This window comes from Glycomyces paridis (assembly GCF_004912155.1).
Lineage (GTDB): Bacteria > Actinomycetota > Actinomycetes > Mycobacteriales > Micromonosporaceae > Glycomyces > Glycomyces paridis.
The window spans coordinates 75,205-91,532 of the sequence record NZ_STGX01000010.1; the positions used below are offsets into that span (position 1 = coordinate 75,205).

Sequence of the window (16,328 nt, forward strand, 5' to 3'; positions counted from 1 at the left end):
ATCGCTTCACCGACGACGAAACGGCCGGACCCTCGGGTCCGGCCGTTTCGCTTCGCGTCTGAGCGCTCGGACCGTTAGAGCACGGTCCAGGTGTCGCCGGAGTGCAGGAGGCGGTCGAGGGCCTCCTTGCGGTCGACGCCGGTGGCCGCCTCGTCGACCTGGGTGCGGACGCCCTGGTCGTAGGTCGGGCGGGAGACGTTGCGGAACACGCCGATGGGGGTGTGGTCGAGCGCGACCCCCGAGAGGCGCGAGAGCGCGAAGGCGTAGGCCGGGTCGTCCACGTCGGACTTGTGGACCACGACGTCGGCCGGGTCGACCTCGGCGGCGTCCTTGACCTGGAGCCCGTAGCCCGATTGCACGACGACCTTGTCCCCGAAGGCGATCGGCTCGCCGTGCTGGAGGCGGATGAGCGACTCGTCGCGGGTCTCGGGGTTCTTGAGGACCTCGAACGCGCCGTCGTTGAAGATCGGGCAGTTCTGGTAGATCTCCACGAACGCCGAGCCCTCGTGCTCGGCCGCCGCGCGCAGGACCTCCTGGAGGTGCGCGCGGTCGGAGTCCAGCGTGCGGGCCACGAAGGTCGCCTCGGAGCCCAGCGCGAGCGACAGCGGGTTGAACGGGGAGTCCACCGAGCCCATCGGGCTCGACTTGGTGAGCGTGCCCGCGCCCGAGGTCGGCGAGTACTGGCCCTTGGTGAGGCCGTAGATCCGGTTGTTGAACAGCAGGATCTTCAGGTTCACGTTGCGGCGCAGCGCGTGGATGAGGTGGTTGCCGCCGATCGACAGCGCGTCGCCGTCGCCGGTGACGACCCACACCGACAGGTCGGGGCGCGAGACCGCCAGGCCCGTGGCGATGGCCGGGGCGCGGCCGTGGATCGAGTGGATGCCGTACGTGTTCAGGTAGTACGGGAACCGCGAGGAGCAGCCGATGCCGGAGACGAACGCGATCTTCTCGCGTTCGAGGCCCAGCTCGGGCAGGAACGACTGGACGGCGGCGAGGATGGCGTAGTCGCCGCAGCCGGGGCACCAGCGCACCTCCTGGCTCGACTTGAAGTCCTTCGCCTTGAGCTTCGGGGCGTCGAGCTTGACGTCAACCATTCTTGATGACCTCCTCAAGGGCGTCCTGGAGTTCGTTGGAGGTGAACGGCAGGCCGCGCACCTTGTTGTAGCCGACCACGTCGGTCCCGGGGAAGTTCCCGCGCAGCAGCAGCGCGAGCTGCCCGAGGTTCATCTCGGGCACCACGACGCGCTTGTAGCGCGCGAGGACCTCGGCGGTGTTCTTCGGCATGGGGTTGAGGTGGCGCAGGTGCGCCCGCGCGATCGGGACGCCCTTCTCGCGCAGGCCCCGCACCGAGGCGCCGATCGGGCCCCACGTGGAGCCCCAGCCGAGCACGAGCACGTCGGCGTCGCCCGGGTCGTCCACTTCGAGGTCCGGCACGGTGACCCCGGCGATCTTCGCCGCGCGGGTGCGCACCATGTGGTCGTGGTTCTCGGGGTCGTAGGAGATGTCGCCGGTCTTGTCGGCCTTCTCGATCCCGCCGATGCGGTGCTGGAGGCCGGGCGTGCCGGGGACGGCCCACGGGCGCGCGAGCGTCTCGGGGTCGCGCAGGTACGGCAGGAACACCGGCTCGCCTGCCTTGTCGACGCCGTTCGGCTCGGTCGCGAAGTCGACCGAGAGGTCCGGGAGGTCGGCGGTCTCGGGCAGGTTCCAGGGCTCGGCGCCGTTGGCGATGTAGCCGTCGGAGAGGACCATGACCGGGGTGCGGTACGTCAGGGCGATCCGCGCGGCTTCGAGCATGATGTCGAAGCAGTCCGAAGGGGACTGCGGCGCGAGGACGGCGATCGGGGCCTCGCCGTGGCGGCCGAACATCGCCATCACGAGGTCGGCCTGCTCGGTCTTGGTCGGCAGGCCCGTCGAGGGGCCGGCGCGCTGCACGTCGACGACCAGGAGCGGCAGCTCCAGGGAGACGGCCAGGGAGATCGTCTCGGACTTGAGCGCGATGCCCGGGCCCGAGGAGGTGGTGACGCCGAGCGCCCCGCCCCACGAGGCGCCCAGGGCCGCGCCGACCGCGGCGATCTCGTCCTCGGCCTGCACGGTGGTGACGCCGAAGCGCTTGTGCTTGGACAGCTCGTGGAGGATGTCGCTGGCCGGGGTGATCGGGTACGCGCCGAGGAACACCGGCAGCCCGGAGGCGACGCCCGCGGCGGTGATGCCCCAGGCGAGCGCGGTGTTGCCGGTGATGTTGCGGTAGGTGCCCGCGGTGAGCTTCGCCGGCGGGATCTCGAACCGGACCGCGAAGGCCTCGGTGGTGTCGCCGTAGTTCCAGCCGGCCTTGAGCGCGGCGATGTTCGCCTCGGCGATGAGCGGCTTGGCCTTGAACTTGCCGCGCAGGAACTCCTCGGTCGCCTCGATCGGGCGCGAGTACATCCACGAGACGAGCCCGAGGGCGAACATGTTCTTGGACCGCTCGGCGTCCTTCTTGCTCACCTCGAACTCGGCGAGGGCGCCGATGGTGAGGGTCGCGAGGGCGACCGGGTGGACCTGGTAGTCCTCCAGCGAGCCGTCTTCGAGCGGGTTGGCGGCGTAGCCGACCTTGGTGAGGTTGCGCTTGGTGAACTCGTCGGTGTTGACGACGATGGTGCCGCCCGACTTGAGGTCGCCGAGGTTGGCCTTGAGCGCGGCCGGGTTCATCGCGATGAGCACCTCGGGCTGGTCGCCCGGGGTGAGGATGTCGGTGTCGGCGAAGTGGATCTGGAAGCTCGACACCCCCGGGAGCGTCCCGGCGGGGGCGCGGATCTCGGCGGGGTAGTTCGGGAGGGTCGACAGGTCGTTCCCGAGTTTCGCGGTCTCCGCGGTGAAGCGGTCGCCTGTGAGCTGCATCCCGTCGCCGGAGTCCCCTGCGAAGCGGATGACGACCCGGTCGAGCTGCCGGACGGTATTCACCTAGTTCTCCTCATGCGGGTTATGGGGGCACGCAGGGACTGCGGCGCTTCGGGCTGGGGGAGCGGGGCTCCGCCAGGTCTGCTAGTAGCGATGCTACGCGGGCGCCGCCGCGGGATGCCAACCCCGCAAGGCGGGCGCGATGTAGGCGACACCACTCGGTGCGTTTCGGCTCACCTGTTGGGACGCCTTCGGCCCGGCAGTGACCCAGACCTCTGGTTTCGGTCGCGTCGGCGCCGAATCCGAGCGGTCCGATCGTCTCGGATCGTGGAACGGGAGGGGGCGTCGCGACACGCCGGAGTCGGGCATCCGACCCCGCCCGGTCGGCCCTTTCAGGACCCGCTGGAGGTGCTCGCGGCGGCGGCGTCGGTGCTCGGCGTCTCGGCCGGGCTCGCGCTCGTGGTGGACTCGGTCGGCGTCGGGTCGGTGGTCGCGGGGGCCTCGACGAGGACGAACGCCTCGCCGTCCCACTCGTAGTGGACCGTCCACGCCGCGTCGGCGGCGTCGGTGCCCTCGACCGTGACGGAACCGTCCTCGACGGCGGCGATCCCGGTCGCCTCGTGGTCGCCGTCGGGCTGCCACACCCACGCGAAGGAGGCGAGGACCTGCTCGTCGTCGGCGTCCTGCATGGCGAACGCGGCCACGCCGGTCCGCCCGTCGCAGGTGAGGGCCAGGACGGTGTCGGGCTCGCCGTCGCCGTCCGCGTCGCCCTCGGCGACCGCGGTGATGCTCCAGCCGGTCTCGGCGGTGATCACCCAGGTCGTGAAGTCGGCCTCCTGCGGGCCGGACCCGCAGGGCTCGGCCCAGTCCCCTTCGAAGGGGCCCTCGACGATGAGCGCGGCGAGGTCGTCGGCGGGGGCCGCGGGGGTGGTCGTGGGGGCCGCGCCCTCGTCGGTCTGCGGGGAGGCGCCGTCGCCGGGGGAGGCGCTCGGCGAGTCGTCGGAGGCCGGGGCCGTGACGGTGGCCGCGCCGGTCCCGGTGGTGCCGGCCCCGCCGGTGAGCGGGCCGAGGGTCTGCGCGACGGCGAAGCCGCCCGCGGTGACCGCGGTGCACGCGCCGAGGACGGCGGCGAGCGAGACGAGCCGGCGGCGGCGCAGCGCGGCCGGGCCGCGCATGATGAGCTCGTCGACCGGCGGCGGCGGGAACTGCTCGGACGAGGCCGCCCGCAGGTTCGCGAAGGCCGCGGCGACCGCCGCGTCCTCATGGGGGTCGGTGGTCATGAGCGGTCCTCCCTCACGGAAGCTCGGCGGCCCGCGGGCCGGGGCACCTTCGCGGCGCCGGTGATGCCGCGCCGGATGCGGATGGGCATGGTGTCGGGGTCGTGCGGCGGCGCCGGGGTCTCCTCGCGCATGAGCGCGGCGAGCTCCTTGCGGCCGCGGTGGAGCCAGGACTTGACGGTGCCCTCGCGGGCGCCGGTCTCCTTGGCGATCGCGGCGATCGTCATGTCCGCCATGTAGTGCATGACCAGCGCCTGGCGGCGCTTGGCCGGGACCTGCTTGAGCGCGGCGACGAGCGCGACGTGGTCGGGGCTCGCGGCGGGGGCCGGCTCGGGCGCCGAGGACTTCTGGAGGAACTTGCGCGCCACCTGGTTGCGGCGGTGGCGGCTGGTGGCGAGGTTCCAGGCGACGCGGCGGACCCACGCGACCGGCTCCTCGTAGCCGCCGACCCGGTCCCAGCGCTGCCATGCCCGCAGGAACGCCTCCTGCACCAGGTCCTGCGCCTCGGTGGCGTCACCGAGATATGCGCACACCTGGGCGGCGAGCTCCGAGAAATGCTTCTCGTAGAGGTCGGTGAACTCCGCCTCCGTTCGCACATCCGCTCCAGCGCATTTAGGGGGGACAAGGGCACGGTTCGGGCCCCGCTGCTCGGGTCCGGCGGCAACCATTGTCGCTGTCGCATGGGCGCAGACGCGAGGCGGGGTCGCCCCCGCGCCGATCGCGGCGCCGCCGAGCGGTCCCGGCTCGTCACCGTCCGTCGCCGTCCAGTCGCGTACCAGAGCGTCGAACTCGGGATCGAACGCGGGCGCGGCGGCGGTCAGCGGCCCGCTCCCGGGAGCGTCCTCGCGCTCCGGGCGGGTCGCCGCGTCGGCGGGCCGCGACGGGTCCCGGTGCAGCGTCGGGGCGCTGACGGCGGTCATGCTCGATCCCATTCCTCGTGCCTCCACGCGGGCGGGTCGGGGTCCGACGGGCCGCCTTCGGCGTGAATCCTCTTCGTACAACACACGTTCGCGGAGCGCCCGCGGTTGCGTCCGGCGCCGCTTCGATCCACTTCGGGCCTCCTGGAACGCGAACGGCGCCGAAACCCGCTCCGCGCGGGTTCCACCGGGCCCGCCGCGGCACTAGGCTGTGGCCATGGACACCTCACGGCTGAGCGACTACGCGGTCTTCGGGGTGCTGCTGCTCGCCGGATTCGCGTTCGTCGCCGCGGCCATGACCGCCAACCGGGTCCTGCGCCCGTCGGCGCCCTCGGCCGCGAAGGGCGGGACCTACGAGTGCGGCGTCGACCCCGAGTCGGCCCCGGGCCACGTCGGGAGCGACTGGGCCCAGGTGCAGATCCGCTACTACGTGTACGCGTTCCTGTTCGTGCTCTTCGCCGTCGAGGCGGTGTTCCTGTTCCCGTGGGCGGTGGTCTTCCGCGCGTTCGGGACCGCGGCGGCGGCCGAGATGGGCGTGTTCGTCGGCGTGCTCGCCCTCGGGCTCGCCTACGCCTGGCGCAAGGGGGTGCTGCGATGGCGGTGAGGTTGCCGTTCCCGGCCAGGCCCGGCCGCGAGTCCGCGGAGCAGGACTCGGCCGCGGCCCGCACGCTCGCGATGGCGGGCGAACCGATCCGCTTCGTGCTCAACTGGGGCCGGCGCTATTCCCTGTGGGTCTTCAACTTCGGGCTCGCCTGCTGCGCCATCGAGTTCATCGCGGCCTCGATGAGCCGCCATGACTTCATGCGCCTGGGCGTCATCCCCTTCGCGCACTCCCCGCGCCAGGCGGACCTCATGGTCGTCTCCGGCACGGTCACCGACAAGATGGCACCGGCCGTCAAGCGGCTCTACGACCAGATGCCCGAGCCGAAGTACGTGATCTCCTTCGGCGCCTGCTCCAACTCCGGCGGACCCTACTGGGACTCCTACTGCGTCACCAAGGGCGTCGACCAGATCATCCCCGTGGACGTCTACATCCCCGGCTGCCCGCCGCGCCCCGAGGCGCTGCTCCACGGCATCGGCGAACTCCAGAAGCGGATCGCCGCCGAACCGCTGCGCAAGCCGAGTCTGCGCCCGCCGCTGAGGAGGCCCGGTGACCGAACCGCATAGGAATTCGGGTCGGAGGTCGCGACCGTGAACGACCCCTGGCTCCAGCGGGTCCGCTCGGCGCTCGGCGTCGAGGACCTCGGCGAGGACGGCCCCCGCGCGGTCGCCGACGTCGACGCGAAGGACTGGCACGAGGCCGTGCGCGCGTGCCGCGACGAGATCGGCTGCGACTTCTTCGACTGGCTCTCCGCAGTGGACGAAGGCCCCGAGGGCTTCCGGATCGTGGCACACCTGTGGTCGGTCGCCGGGCGGCGCGGCGTGCTGCTGCGCGCCATGCTCACCGAAGGCGCCGTCGACTCCGTCGTCGACCTCTACCCCGGCGCCGACTGGCACGAGCGCGAGACCCACGAGATGTTCGGCGTCGACTTCCCCGGCCACCCCGGCCTCGAACCGCTGCTGCTCGCGCCCGAGTTCGAGGGCCACCCCCTCCGCAAGGACTTCGTCCTCGCCTCCCGGGTCGTCAAGCCCTGGCCCGGCGCGAAAGAACCCGGCGAAGGCCACGGCACGGCGCGCAAACGCGCCCCGAAACGCCCGCCCGGAGTCCCGGAGAACTGGCTCGAACCCGAAGCGGCCCAAGCGGAAGCACCAACCGCAGACGGGACGGTCCCGCGCGAGCCCCGCACCGAACGCCCGCGCAAGGCCGCCACCGCGCGCCCGGCCCGGCCGCAGGAGGGTCGAGCGAGCGCCGCAACCGACGGGGACGCCGGCTCGCCCGCCGAAGCCGACGGCACCGCCCCCGGCGCCCCCGAAGGGCCCGGTCCCGATGCTGCTTGAGATCGCCGTCAAGACGCTCGCGGTCCTCGCCGCGTTCCTCGTCCTGCCGCTCGTCGTCGGCCAGACCGAGCACAAGCTCATGGCCCACATGCAGGGCCGCCTCGGACCGATGCACGCCGGGCGCTTCCACGGCTGGGCGCAGCTCATCGCCGACGGCGTCAAGTTCGCGCAGAAGGAGGACCTCGTCCCCGACGCCGCCGACAAGCCCGTCTTCAAGCTCGCCCCGGCCGTCGCACTCCTGCCCTACCTCCTGGTCCTGCTGTTCATCCCGCTCGGCCCCGGCGACCTCGTGGGCGCCGACCTCGACATGGGCCTGTTCATCGTGATCGCGCTCGTCGGCGTGGGCGTCATCGCCGTGCTCATGGCCGGGTGGTCCTCGGCGAACAAGTACACGCTCCTGGGCGCCCTGCGCGGCGCCGCCCAGCTCATGGCCTACGAACTGCCGCTCGTGCTCGCCGCCGCCTCGATCGCCGTCGCGGCCGGGACGCTGAGCCTCCCGGGGATCGTGGAGGCATGGAACCCCTGGTGGCTGCTGTGGCAGGCACCGGCCGCGCTCGTGTTCTTCACCGCCGGGCTCGCCGAGATCCGCCGCCCGCCGTTCGACGCGCCGATCGCCGACTCCGAACTCGTCTTCGGCTACCTCACCGAGTACGCCGGGCTGCGCTTCGCGCTGCTGCTGCTCGCCGAGTACGTCGGCATCGTCGTCATCGCCGCGCTCACCTCGGTCCTGTTCCTCGGCGGGTGGCGCGGCCCCGGCCCCGAATCGCTCGGCTGGCTGTGGACGCTCCTCAAGACCGGCGCGCTCGCGATGGTCGTCATCTGGCTGCGGGTGGCCTGGCCGCGTCTGCGCGTCGACCAGATCCAGGCGCTGTGCTGGAAGGGCCTCGTCCCGATCGCCCTCGCGCAGCTCGTGCTCACCACCACCGTCGCCCTCGCGATCTGAGCCGCAGGACCGCCGCCGAACCGAAGCCCCGGCGCGAACGAAGACACGGAAAAAACCGGTGCCGACCGCTTGCACGCCCGACACCGGCTGAAGTTCACACGGCGCCCGAGTCGCCTCAAGCCGCTAGGCGGCGCTGCCCTCCGGCTTACAGATCGTCGGGGAGCAGCCGGAACGCCTTGAACTGCGCCAGAGGCTTGATCGCTCGGAAGTCGCGGCGGTCGAGCGTCAGGATCGCGTCGGTCTCGTATTCGGCGGCGATCACCACGTTCACCGCATCGGTCAGGTCGAGGTCCAAGTCGCGGTACTGCCTGCGGATGTCCTGTGCGAGGGCGAGCATTCGCGAAGTGATGAGCGGCATCTCGGCGCGGCGGTCGTCCAGTCGAGCACGGAGGTCGTCGATCGCGTGCATCGCTTCGGGCCGACCGAACTCGCGAGTGGCCAGGTGGTCGAACTCCGAGAGCAGCAGCGGAGAGATCACCAGATGGCCTGCTTGCCGGAGCGCCTCCCGAGAGCCGGGGCCCGCCGGGTCGTCGGCGCTGCGTGCGGCGATGAGCCCCGAGGTGTCGGCGACTACGACGATCAACGCTCGTCCCGCATCCGCCGGTACTTCTCGTACTGCTCGTCCCAGACCGCTTCCCTGGCCTCGCTGAAGGTTTCGTCGCGCTCCACCAGCCGCTTGGACGTCCGGGTGAAGAACGGCTCCTCCCAGATGCGGCTCGACATCGCGGCGCGGTGGATCGCGTTGCGGATGATCTCCGCCTCGGACACGCCGTACCGCTTCGCGGCCTCCTTGATGATCGCGAGGTCTTCCTCGTCCGCGTAGACCATGGTGCGCTTCTTAGCCATATTCATATGCTACCACCGGCATACGTTGCCATGCTGCTTCTAAGACGCGAAAAGACCGGCCCCGCCAAGCGGGGCCGGTCGTGGTCTGAGGGTGCTACGCCGCCTTGGCGGCGCTGCCCGAGCCCGACTTCGCGTCGGACTTCGCGGCGGGCTTCGACTCGGACTTGGGCTTCGAGTCGGCCTTCGCGCCGTTCTTGGAGCCGTTCGAGCTGAGCGAGCTGGAACCGGTGGAGCGCGAGTCGGTGCGGTAGAAGCCGCTGCCCTTGAAGGTGACGCCGACGTTCCCGAAGACCTTGCGCAGCGAGTTCACGGCCTCGCAGCTCGGGCAGTCGGTGAGGCGGGCTTCCGAGAACGACTGGTGCTTGTCGAACTCGTAACCGCACTCCTTGCAGCGGTATTCGTAGACGGGCACGTCCAACCTCCAGCATTCAACACGGATCCCGATCGACATTAGCAGTCAACAACCGGGAGTGCTAATCCCATCCGTCCGGCTCACACGCGCCCCGCGATCCGCATCACCCCTCACCGCAGCGAGACGAAGCCCCGCCCGGGGGTGACCACGCCGGTGACCGGGCGGTCGTGCGGCTCGGCGGGGACCGGGACGCCGAACTCGTCGTCGCGCAGCAGCGCCACCACCGGCACCCCCGGACCGACCCGCGCCAGCGCCCGGTCGTACGAGCCCCCGCCGCGACCGAGCCGCATCCCGTCATGTGAGACGGCGAGCCCCGGGACGATCACCGCGGCGACCTCGCCGACCGCCTCGGGGGCCAGTCGAGCGTTCGAAGGACCGCCGTTCTCCCCGTCCGGCCCCGCGCCGCCCGCCGCGGGCCCCCCGAAGGGTGAATCCGCGCCCTCCTCCTGCGTCCCAAGCGGTCCGACAGCCTCCCAGGCGAGGTCGTTGTCGGGCAACAGCACTGGCAGCAGCACCTTGTAGACCACCGTGAGCCGTTCGGGCAGTTCGGGTTCCAGTGTCGCTCCCGGTTCCGCGCCGAAAGGCCGGTAGGCTGCGATGGTCGCACCCTCGTCGACCGATTCGATGAGGAAGGCCCGCAAGGCCTTCCAGGTCTCCAGGTCGGCCCGGCCGCGCTCGGCGCCGGGCGTCGAGGTGCGTGCGGCGAGCAGTCGCGTCCGCGTCGCGGGCTTCGTCTCCAGCATCGAAAATCCCTTCCTTGGCGTCATTTACCTGGGAGGATTCCACCGAACAGCCGACCATGATCGTACTTTCGGCCAGACCGTGGGAAAACCTCATGCCGGGTCGTATCCGATCGGTTGCTCTAGGTAGTCTTCTAAGCAGTGAACTTGAGGGGGCTTCGGTGTCGCTGCGCTCACGGCTCACCACGGCGTTCCTCGTCGTCGTGCTCGGGCCGGTCCTGGTGGGGGCCGTGTTCGTCGCTGCCGTCATGTCCCATCTGGCGGACTCCCGGGGCGAAGCGCTGGCGAACTCGGCGGTGACGATGGTCGATTCGACCCTCGGCACGGTGTGCGAGCGCATCCAGGCCTCGGCCGCGGCGGTCGCGCTCAATTACAGCAGCGGCGGCGAGCGGACCGCCGTGGAGATGGCGCAGCTCGTGGTCGGCCGCAAGGTCGTCGACGGCGTCGTCTTCACCAGCCTCGACGAGGCGGGCACCGACCCCGGCAAGGACGTCGGCGCGGAGGCCCCCGAGGGCGCCTGGGTCGACTGCGGCGAGTCGGCCGCCTACGCGGGCGAGGGCCCGATCGTGGCGCTCGGCGCGCAGGCCGAGGTCCAGGGCACCGACGGGACGACCGCCGTCTTCAGCGCCTTCCGGATCGTCGACCGCGAGTTCCTGGGCCGCCTGGCGCTGGTCGCCGACGCTGACCTGGTCCTCCAGGACAACCGCGAGCGTCCGCTCCACGCGGGCGCCGAGGAGGTCGGCCGCTGGGACTACACCGACTCCTTCCTTCCCCTGCGCATCGGCACCGTCGCCACCGACGTCACCCCCATGTACTGGACGCTCGCGGCCATGGTGACCGCCTCGACCATCCTCGCGATGGGCCTGGCGACCTGGCTCGCGCGCTCGACCACGCGCCCCCTGGCGGAGCTCTCGGCGGCGGCCGAGCGCGTCAGCGAAGGCGACCTTGACGTCCGGGTGCCGGTGCACGGGCGCGACGAGGTCGCGCAGCTCGCGCTCTCCTTCAACCGCATGACCGCCCAGACCCAGGCCTACGTCCAGGCCCTCACCTCCTCCCGCGACCAGATGCGCGGCCAGCTCGGCCGCCTCGGACAGACGTTGACGGCCACCCTCGACCTCGACCGCATCCTGGAGGTCATCCTCGACACGGCGATGGTCACCGCCGGCGCCGAGGCCGGCGCGATCCTCCTGGTCGACGTGGACGACGCCGACCAACTGCGCGAACGCGCCGGCGAAGGCGACCTCGGCCTGGACCAGCCCGCGACCATCCGCATCGGCGAGGGCATCCTCGGCTCCATCGCCGCCAGCGGCGTCCCCGCCCACGGCCGCATCGTCGACGGCCGCTTCGGCGAGTGGCACCGCGTCGACACCGAACCGGACGCCCGCACGGTCGTCGCGGTGCCGTTCAACGGGCGCCAGCCCGTTGACCATGAGCGCAGTAGCGGTCGCCAGTCAATCGACCAGGACCGCACCGGCCGCCAGTTCGTCGATCCTGACCGCACCACTGCGCGACCCGTCGACCGCGACCGCACCACCGGTCGCCACACCGTGGACGCCGACCGGGCCGGCCGCCAGTTCGCCGATCCCGACCGCACCACGGCCCGTCCGCCCTCGGGCGACCGGGCCGCGAGTCGCCTCATCGAAGCGGACCGCGACAACGGGGACCGGCCCGCCGAGCATCCCGCCGTCCCGTACGGCGACGGCCGTGCGCCCGGCGAGCCCGAGTTCGGGAGCGCGCCGCGGACCGACGGGGGCGTCCTCGGCGTCCTGGTCGTGTACAACCGGGTCGCGGGGGAGGACTTCGAGCCGGGGGACGTCGACACGCTCCGTACCTTCGCCGGTCAGGCCTCGGTCGCGGTCGAGAACGTCCTGCTGCACCGCCAGGCCCAGCGGCTGAGCCTCACCGACCCGCTCACGGGCCTGTGGAACTACCGGGTCATGCAGACCTCGCTGCGCCGCGAGGCCGAGCGCACCCGCCGCTACCAGCGGCCCTCGGCGCTGCTGGCGATCGACCTCGACCGCTTCAAGACCGTGAACGACACGTACGGCCACCCGGTCGGCGACCAGGTCCTCGTGGAGCTCGCCCGCCGCATCACCGCGCAGATCCGCGAGGTCGACCTGGCCTTCCGCCACGGCGGCGAGGAGTTCATGGTGCTGCTGCCCGAGACCGACGCGGTGGGCGCCGAGGTCGTGGCCGAGCGGCTCGGGCGCGCCGTGGCCGCCCGCCCGTTCAAGGTCCACGACGGCGCCGACACGCGCGAGCTGCGCATCAGCGTCTCGATCGGCATCGCCGTCCTCGGCGAGCACGCCGACACCGCGACCGCCGTTCTCGCCGCCGCCGACGAGGCCCTCTACGCCGCGAAGGCCGCCGGGCGCGGCACGTGGCGCGTCGCGGTCTGAACCCGCCGCCGGTCCCGCGACGCTCCGGAGCGGCACCTGGCACGTGGCCGTCTGAGCCCGCCACCGGCCCGCAATGCTCCTAACTCGACGGACGCTCGAACGCCGAAGGTTCACCCGCTGTTCGGCAGGGTGGCCGACATCTGACGGAGCGTGTGCACGATACCCTCGCGGTATGTCTGCAACCTCGCCTCGCGCCGTGAAAGCCGTCATCCCCGCGGCCGGCTTCGCCACCCGCTTCCTGCCGGTCACGAAGGCCATCCCCAAGGAACTCCTGCCGATCGTGGACAAGCCGGTCCTCCAGTACATCGTCGAAGAGGCCGCCGCCGCGGGCGCCGACGACGTCACCCTCGTCACCGCGCCGGGCAAGGACGCCATGGTCGACTACTTCGACGCGCGCGCCGACCTCGACAACGCCCTCCGCGCCAAGGGCAAGGACGCGATGCTCGCGACCGTCAAGGCCCCCGAGTCCATCGCCGAGATCACCGCGATCCGCCAGGGCGGCGCCAAGGGCCTCGGCCACGCCGTCGGCCGCGCCGCGTCCCATGTGGGCGACGAGCCCTTCGCGGTCCTCCTCGGCGACGAGTTCTACCCGCTCGAAGACCGCCTCCTGCCGCGCATGATCGACCTCCAGGCCGAGACCGGCGGGATCGTCCTCGCGCTCGTGGAGGTCCCCGACGACCAGGTCTCCCGCTACGGGGTCGCCGCCGTGCAGGCCACCGACGACCCCGACGTCGTCGAGGTCACCGGTTTGGTCGAAAAACCCGCCCTGGAGGACGCGCCCTCCAACCTCATCCTCATCGGACGCTACGTCCTGCCCGGCTCGATCTTCCCCGTCCTGGAGGGCACCGGCCCCGGATCGGGCGGCGAGATCCAACTCACCGACGCGATGGACACCATGCGCGCCAAGGGAACCCCCGTCCACGCGGTGGTCTACCGGGGTCGGCGGTACGACACCGGAGAACCCGTCGCGTACCTCCAGACCCTGGTGGAACTCGCCAGCGAGCGCGACGACTTGCCCGGCTTCAACGCCTGGCTGCGCGCATTCAGTGCGACACTTGACTGAGCCGGCGGCCGCGATGCGCCGCAGATGAGGAACTGACCGACGGGGGGAAGCGGAGTGAAGGGGACCGGCGAGGCGACGCCATTGGCCGACTTCCTGTCGAAGGCACTGGCCCTGGTCCGACCCCTGCCCCCGGTCGACATCGACATGACCCAGTCGACCGGGTCGGTGCTGGCCGAGAACGCGGTCAACCCCGGCCCGCTCCCCGCCTTCGACTACGCCGCCATCGACGGCTACGCGTGCGCCGCCGACGACATCGGCGGCGCCAGCGCCGAACGCGGCGTGGGCCTCAAAGTCCTCGGCGACCTCTCCGCCTCCTCCTGGCGCCCCGTGCGCCTGGTGGCCGGCACCTGCTTCTCCGTCGCCGCCGGGGCACCGCTCCCGGTCGGCGCCGACATCGTCGTGCCCCTCGCCTGGACCGACGAGGGCATGGCCACCGTCGAGGTCCGCCAGGTCCCGCGCCGCGGGCACGGCGTGCGCCGCATGGGCTCCGAGCGGCCCTCCGGAGAGATCCTCGCCTACGAGGGCCGCCGCGTCACCCCGCAGCTCGTCGGGCTCTTGGCCGCGGCCGGGATCGCCGACGTCGTGGTCCGCCCGACCCCGCGCGTCGTCGTCATCGCCACCGGCGACGAACTCGTCGACACCGGCCGGCCCTCCCAGCCCGGCCAGCTCATCGACGTCAACTCCCACCTCGTCACCGCCGCCGCCTCCGAGGCCGGCGCCCACGCCTACCGCGTCGGCATCTGCGACGACGAGCCCGACGCGCTCCGCTCGGTCCTCGACGACCAGATCCTGCGCGCCGACCTCGTCATCACGACCGGCGGCACCGGCACCGGCCCCGGCGACATGGTCCGGCGCACCTTCTCCCGGGACGGCGCCGTCGACTTCGCGCCGATCGCCGTGTACCTCTGCGAGACCATGGGCTTCGGCACCATCGGCCCCGAAGAGGTCCCCGTCGTGTGCCTGCCCGGCGACCCCGTCGCGGCCACGATCGCCTTCGAGGTGATCGCCCGGCCGCTCATCCAGCGCCTCGCCGGGGCCGAACCCGTTTTCCGGCCCAGCGTGCGCGCCAACCTGACCGAGCCCGTATCCTCACCGAGCGGGCTGCGGGAGTTCCGTCCCGTCCGCGTCGCCGAGCGGCGCGGCGGCGGCTACACCGTGGCGCCACTGGGATCCACCTCCTACACGCTCTCCGGACTCGCCGAGGCCACCGGCCTGATGACCGTCGGCGAGAACGCCACCCGGGTGCCCGCCGGGTCGACGGTCGACGTGCTGCTGCTGGATCGGAACCGATGACCCACCCCATAGACACGCAGGCGGACGGCCACTGATGGCCGGACGCCGTGAACCGCAGTTGGACCCAGACCGATGACCCTTTCCAACCCCGGATGGCCGGTGCACCTCGACCACGGCGACGTGAGCGTCAGGCCCTTTCGACGCTCCGACGCGGCCCGCTGGTCGAAACTGCGCCGCGCCAACGAAGCCTGGCTCGCCCCTTGGGAACCGGGCACCGGCACCACCTGGCACGAAGCCCACTCCCCGGCCGCCTTCCGCGCGATGGTCCGCGGCCTCAAACGCTCCGTCAAGGACGGCACTAGCTGGCCGCTCGCCGTCTGCTGGCAGGGCGACCTCGTCGGCGGGCTCACCGTCGGCAACATCGTGCGCCGCGCCTTCGGCTCGGCGTACGCCGGCTACTGGATCGACCGCGGCCACGCCGGGCGCAACATCACCGCGACCGCGCTGGCGCTCGTGGTCGACCACGCGCTCACCGTCGGGCGCCTGCACCGCGTCGAGGTGAACATCCGGCCCGAGAACGGTCCCTCGAACCGGGTCGCCGAGAAGCTCGGGCTGCGCCGCGAGGGCCTGCACAAGCGGTACCTGTACATCGACGGCGACTGGCGCGACCACTACGGGTACGCCGTCACCGCCGAGGAGATCGCGTCCGAGCGGATGATCGACCGCATGGAGCGCCTCAAACGCGCCGAGGCCGAACGGCCCCAGCACCAGAGCGACGTCTGAGCGCTCAGTCCCGCGCGGTGAGCACGATCGGGCCGTCCTCGGTGACCGCGATCGTGTGCTCCATGTGCGCGCCGCGCGAGCCGTCGGCGCTGCGCAGCGTCCACCCGTCCGGGTCGTAGCGGATCTCGTCGGTCGTGTGCAGGAACCACGGCTCGATCGCGATGACCAGGCCCGGCTTCAGCTTCATGCCCCGGCCCGGACGCCCGTCGTTGGGCACGTGCGGGTCCCCGTGCATGGTCCGGCCCACGCCGTGCCCGCCGAACTGGGTGTTCACGCCCAGGCCGTCGCCGCGCGCGACCGTGGCGATGGCGTGCCCGACGTCGCCGAGCTTGTTCCCGACCACGGCCGCGGCGATGCCCGCCTCCAGCGCCCGCGTGGTGGTGTCGATGAGCCGCAGGTCCTCGGGGCGCGGCGTGCCGACCACGACCGACAGGGCCGAGTCGGCCACCCAGCCGTCGACCTCGGCGGCGAAGTCGACGCTGAGCAGGTCGCCGTCCTGGAGCGCGTAGTCGAACGGCAGGCCGTGCAGGACCGCGTCGTTCACCGAGGTGCACAGCACCTTCCCGAACGGGCTCGCGCCGAACGACGGGTGGTAGTCGACGTAGCAGGAGACCGCCCCGGCCTCCTTGATGCGGCGGGCGACGAGTTCGTCGAGCTCCAGGAGGTTGACGCCCACGGCGGCGACCTTCGACAGCTCGGACAGCGTCGCGGCGACGAAGCGGCCGGCCGGTCGCATCGCCTCGATCTCGGCGGGGGAGTACAGCTCGATCATGGCGGCCCTTCGGGAGTCTGCGGCGGGTACGCCTCCATCATGGCCGCACCGGCCGCACCGCGTCGCCAGGCCCCGGAAACTGCGACCGCCGAGACATCCCATGATCCCCTCAGGGCCCAGGTCACGCC

General features: G+C 71.9%; 17 protein-coding genes. 8 read left to right on the forward strand and 9 right to left on the reverse strand.

Annotation, left to right across the window (positions count from 1 at the left end):
• Positions 1-74: 74 nt before the first annotated feature.
• The 4 genes from E9998_RS14345 to E9998_RS14360 all read right to left on the reverse strand — a co-directional run bounded on the left by E9998_RS14345 (position 75) and on the right by E9998_RS14360 (position 4,750).
• Positions 75-1,094, reverse strand: coding sequence for a 2-oxoacid:ferredoxin oxidoreductase subunit beta (locus tag E9998_RS14345; protein WP_136530390.1), 1,020 nt, complete (start codon positions 1,092-1,094; stop codon positions 75-77).
• A complete protein-coding gene (locus E9998_RS14350; protein WP_420842440.1) occupies positions 1,087-2,877 on the reverse strand; it encodes a 2-oxoacid:acceptor oxidoreductase subunit alpha in 1,791 nt (596 codons plus the stop codon). Before E9998_RS14350 ends, E9998_RS14345 begins: the two co-directional genes overlap by 8 nt.
• 392 nt (positions 2,878-3,269) lie before the next feature.
• Positions 3,270-4,157 (reverse strand): hypothetical protein, encoded by an 888-nt coding sequence (locus E9998_RS14355; RefSeq protein WP_136530392.1) that lies wholly within the window; start codon positions 4,155-4,157, stop codon positions 3,270-3,272.
• Complete coding sequence (locus E9998_RS14360) at positions 4,154-4,750, reverse strand: RNA polymerase sigma factor (protein ID WP_204745442.1); 597 nt, start codon at positions 4,748-4,750, stop codon at positions 4,154-4,156. Before E9998_RS14360 ends, E9998_RS14355 begins: the two co-directional genes overlap by 4 nt.
• A gap of 538 nt (positions 4,751-5,288) precedes the next feature.
• Between E9998_RS14360 and E9998_RS14365 the strand changes: the two genes are divergently transcribed.
• The 4 genes from E9998_RS14365 (at position 5,289) to E9998_RS14380 (ending at position 7,952) form a co-directional block, all read left to right on the forward strand.
• The gene (locus E9998_RS14365; protein WP_136530393.1) at positions 5,289-5,675 is read left to right on the forward strand and encodes an NADH-quinone oxidoreductase subunit A; all 387 of its coding nucleotides are present in this window, start codon (positions 5,289-5,291) and stop codon (positions 5,673-5,675) included.
• Positions 5,676-5,746: 71 nt separating this feature from the next.
• Complete coding sequence (locus E9998_RS14370; protein WP_136530523.1) at positions 5,747-6,238, forward strand: NADH-quinone oxidoreductase subunit B; 492 nt, start codon at positions 5,747-5,749, stop codon at positions 6,236-6,238.
• A 24-nt stretch (positions 6,239-6,262) separates the two neighbouring features.
• Entirely contained in the window at positions 6,263-7,009 is a 747-nt protein-coding gene (locus E9998_RS14375) for an NADH-quinone oxidoreductase subunit C (protein WP_136530394.1), read from the forward strand.
• On the forward strand, positions 6,999-7,952 hold the full coding sequence (locus E9998_RS14380) for a complex I subunit 1/NuoH family protein (protein ID WP_136530395.1): 954 nt from the start codon (positions 6,999-7,001) through the stop codon (positions 7,950-7,952). Before E9998_RS14375 ends, E9998_RS14380 begins: the two co-directional genes overlap by 11 nt.
• 145 nt (positions 7,953-8,097) lie before the next feature.
• Here E9998_RS14380 and E9998_RS14385 read toward each other — a convergent pair whose 3' ends face one another.
• The 4 genes from E9998_RS14385 to E9998_RS14400 all read right to left on the reverse strand — a co-directional run bounded on the left by E9998_RS14385 (position 8,098) and on the right by E9998_RS14400 (position 9,953).
• A complete protein-coding gene (locus E9998_RS14385) occupies positions 8,098-8,535 on the reverse strand; it encodes a PIN domain-containing protein (protein WP_136530396.1) in 438 nt (145 codons plus the stop codon).
• The gene (locus E9998_RS14390; protein WP_136530397.1) at positions 8,532-8,798 is read right to left on the reverse strand and encodes a ribbon-helix-helix protein, CopG family; all 267 of its coding nucleotides are present in this window, start codon (positions 8,796-8,798) and stop codon (positions 8,532-8,534) included. The genes E9998_RS14385 and E9998_RS14390 overlap by 4 nt, the downstream gene beginning before the upstream one ends.
• Positions 8,799-8,892: 94 nt before the next feature.
• Positions 8,893-9,210, reverse strand: a complete 318-nt coding sequence (locus E9998_RS14395) for an FmdB family zinc ribbon protein (protein ID WP_136530398.1) — start codon at positions 9,208-9,210, stop codon at positions 8,893-8,895.
• Between the two features lie 110 nt (positions 9,211-9,320).
• A complete protein-coding gene (locus tag E9998_RS14400) occupies positions 9,321-9,953 on the reverse strand; it encodes a 5-formyltetrahydrofolate cyclo-ligase (RefSeq protein ID WP_204745443.1) in 633 nt (210 codons plus the stop codon).
• A gap of 158 nt (positions 9,954-10,111) precedes the next feature.
• Here E9998_RS14400 and E9998_RS14405 point away from each other — a divergent pair, with 158 nt between their 5' ends.
• The 4 genes from E9998_RS14405 to E9998_RS14420 all read left to right on the forward strand — a co-directional run bounded on the left by E9998_RS14405 (position 10,112) and on the right by E9998_RS14420 (position 15,428).
• Positions 10,112-12,349 carry a diguanylate cyclase gene (locus E9998_RS14405; RefSeq protein WP_136530400.1) on the forward strand — a complete coding sequence of 746 codons (2,238 nt, stop codon included), beginning with the start codon at positions 10,112-10,114 and terminating at the stop codon, positions 12,347-12,349.
• Positions 12,350-12,521: 172 nt separating this feature from the next.
• Complete coding sequence (locus tag E9998_RS14410; protein WP_136530401.1) at positions 12,522-13,412, forward strand: UTP--glucose-1-phosphate uridylyltransferase; 891 nt, start codon at positions 12,522-12,524, stop codon at positions 13,410-13,412.
• Positions 13,413-13,466: 54 nt separating this feature from the next.
• Complete coding sequence (locus E9998_RS14415) at positions 13,467-14,705, forward strand: molybdopterin molybdotransferase MoeA (RefSeq protein WP_420842436.1); 1,239 nt, start codon at positions 13,467-13,469, stop codon at positions 14,703-14,705.
• A gap of 72 nt (positions 14,706-14,777) precedes the next feature.
• The gene (locus E9998_RS14420) at positions 14,778-15,428 is read left to right on the forward strand and encodes a GNAT family N-acetyltransferase (protein ID WP_136530402.1); all 651 of its coding nucleotides are present in this window, start codon (positions 14,778-14,780) and stop codon (positions 15,426-15,428) included.
• Positions 15,429-15,432: 4 nt separating this feature from the next.
• Here the strand turns inward: E9998_RS14420 and map are convergent, their stop codons facing one another.
• Positions 15,433-16,200 (reverse strand): type I methionyl aminopeptidase, encoded by a 768-nt coding sequence (gene map / locus E9998_RS14425; protein ID WP_136530403.1) that lies wholly within the window; start codon positions 16,198-16,200, stop codon positions 15,433-15,435.
• Positions 16,201-16,328 lie beyond the last annotated feature (128 nt).

Excerpts from the sequence above, each read along its gene's own strand:
- map (WP_136530403.1), bottom strand. The coding sequence starts at position 16,200 with ATGATCGAGCTGTACTCCCCCGCCGAGATCGAGGCGATGCGACCGGCC.
- E9998_RS14390 (WP_136530397.1), bottom strand. The coding sequence starts at position 8,798 with ATGGCTAAGAAGCGCACCATGGTCTACGCGGACGAGGAAGACCTCGCG.
- E9998_RS14345 (WP_136530390.1), bottom strand. The coding sequence starts at position 1,094 with ATGGTTGACGTCAAGCTCGACGCCCCGAAGCTCAAGGCGAAGGACTTC.
- E9998_RS14410 (WP_136530401.1), top strand. The coding sequence starts at position 12,522 with ATGTCTGCAACCTCGCCTCGCGCCGTGAAAGCCGTCATCCCCGCGGCC.
- E9998_RS14355 (WP_136530392.1), bottom strand. The coding sequence starts at position 4,157 with ATGACCACCGACCCCCATGAGGACGCGGCGGTCGCCGCGGCCTTCGCG.
- E9998_RS14350 (WP_420842440.1), bottom strand. The coding sequence starts at position 2,877 with ATGCAGCTCACAGGCGACCGCTTCACCGCGGAGACCGCGAAACTCGGG.
- E9998_RS14400 (WP_204745443.1), bottom strand. The coding sequence starts at position 9,953 with ATGCTGGAGACGAAGCCCGCGACGCGGACGCGACTGCTCGCCGCACGC.
- E9998_RS14370 (WP_136530523.1), top strand. The coding sequence starts at position 5,747 with ATGGCGGGCGAACCGATCCGCTTCGTGCTCAACTGGGGCCGGCGCTAT.
- E9998_RS14380 (WP_136530395.1), top strand. The coding sequence starts at position 6,999 with ATGCTGCTTGAGATCGCCGTCAAGACGCTCGCGGTCCTCGCCGCGTTC.
- E9998_RS14365 (WP_136530393.1), top strand. The coding sequence starts at position 5,289 with ATGGACACCTCACGGCTGAGCGACTACGCGGTCTTCGGGGTGCTGCTG.
- E9998_RS14420 (WP_136530402.1), top strand. The coding sequence starts at position 14,778 with ATGACCCTTTCCAACCCCGGATGGCCGGTGCACCTCGACCACGGCGAC.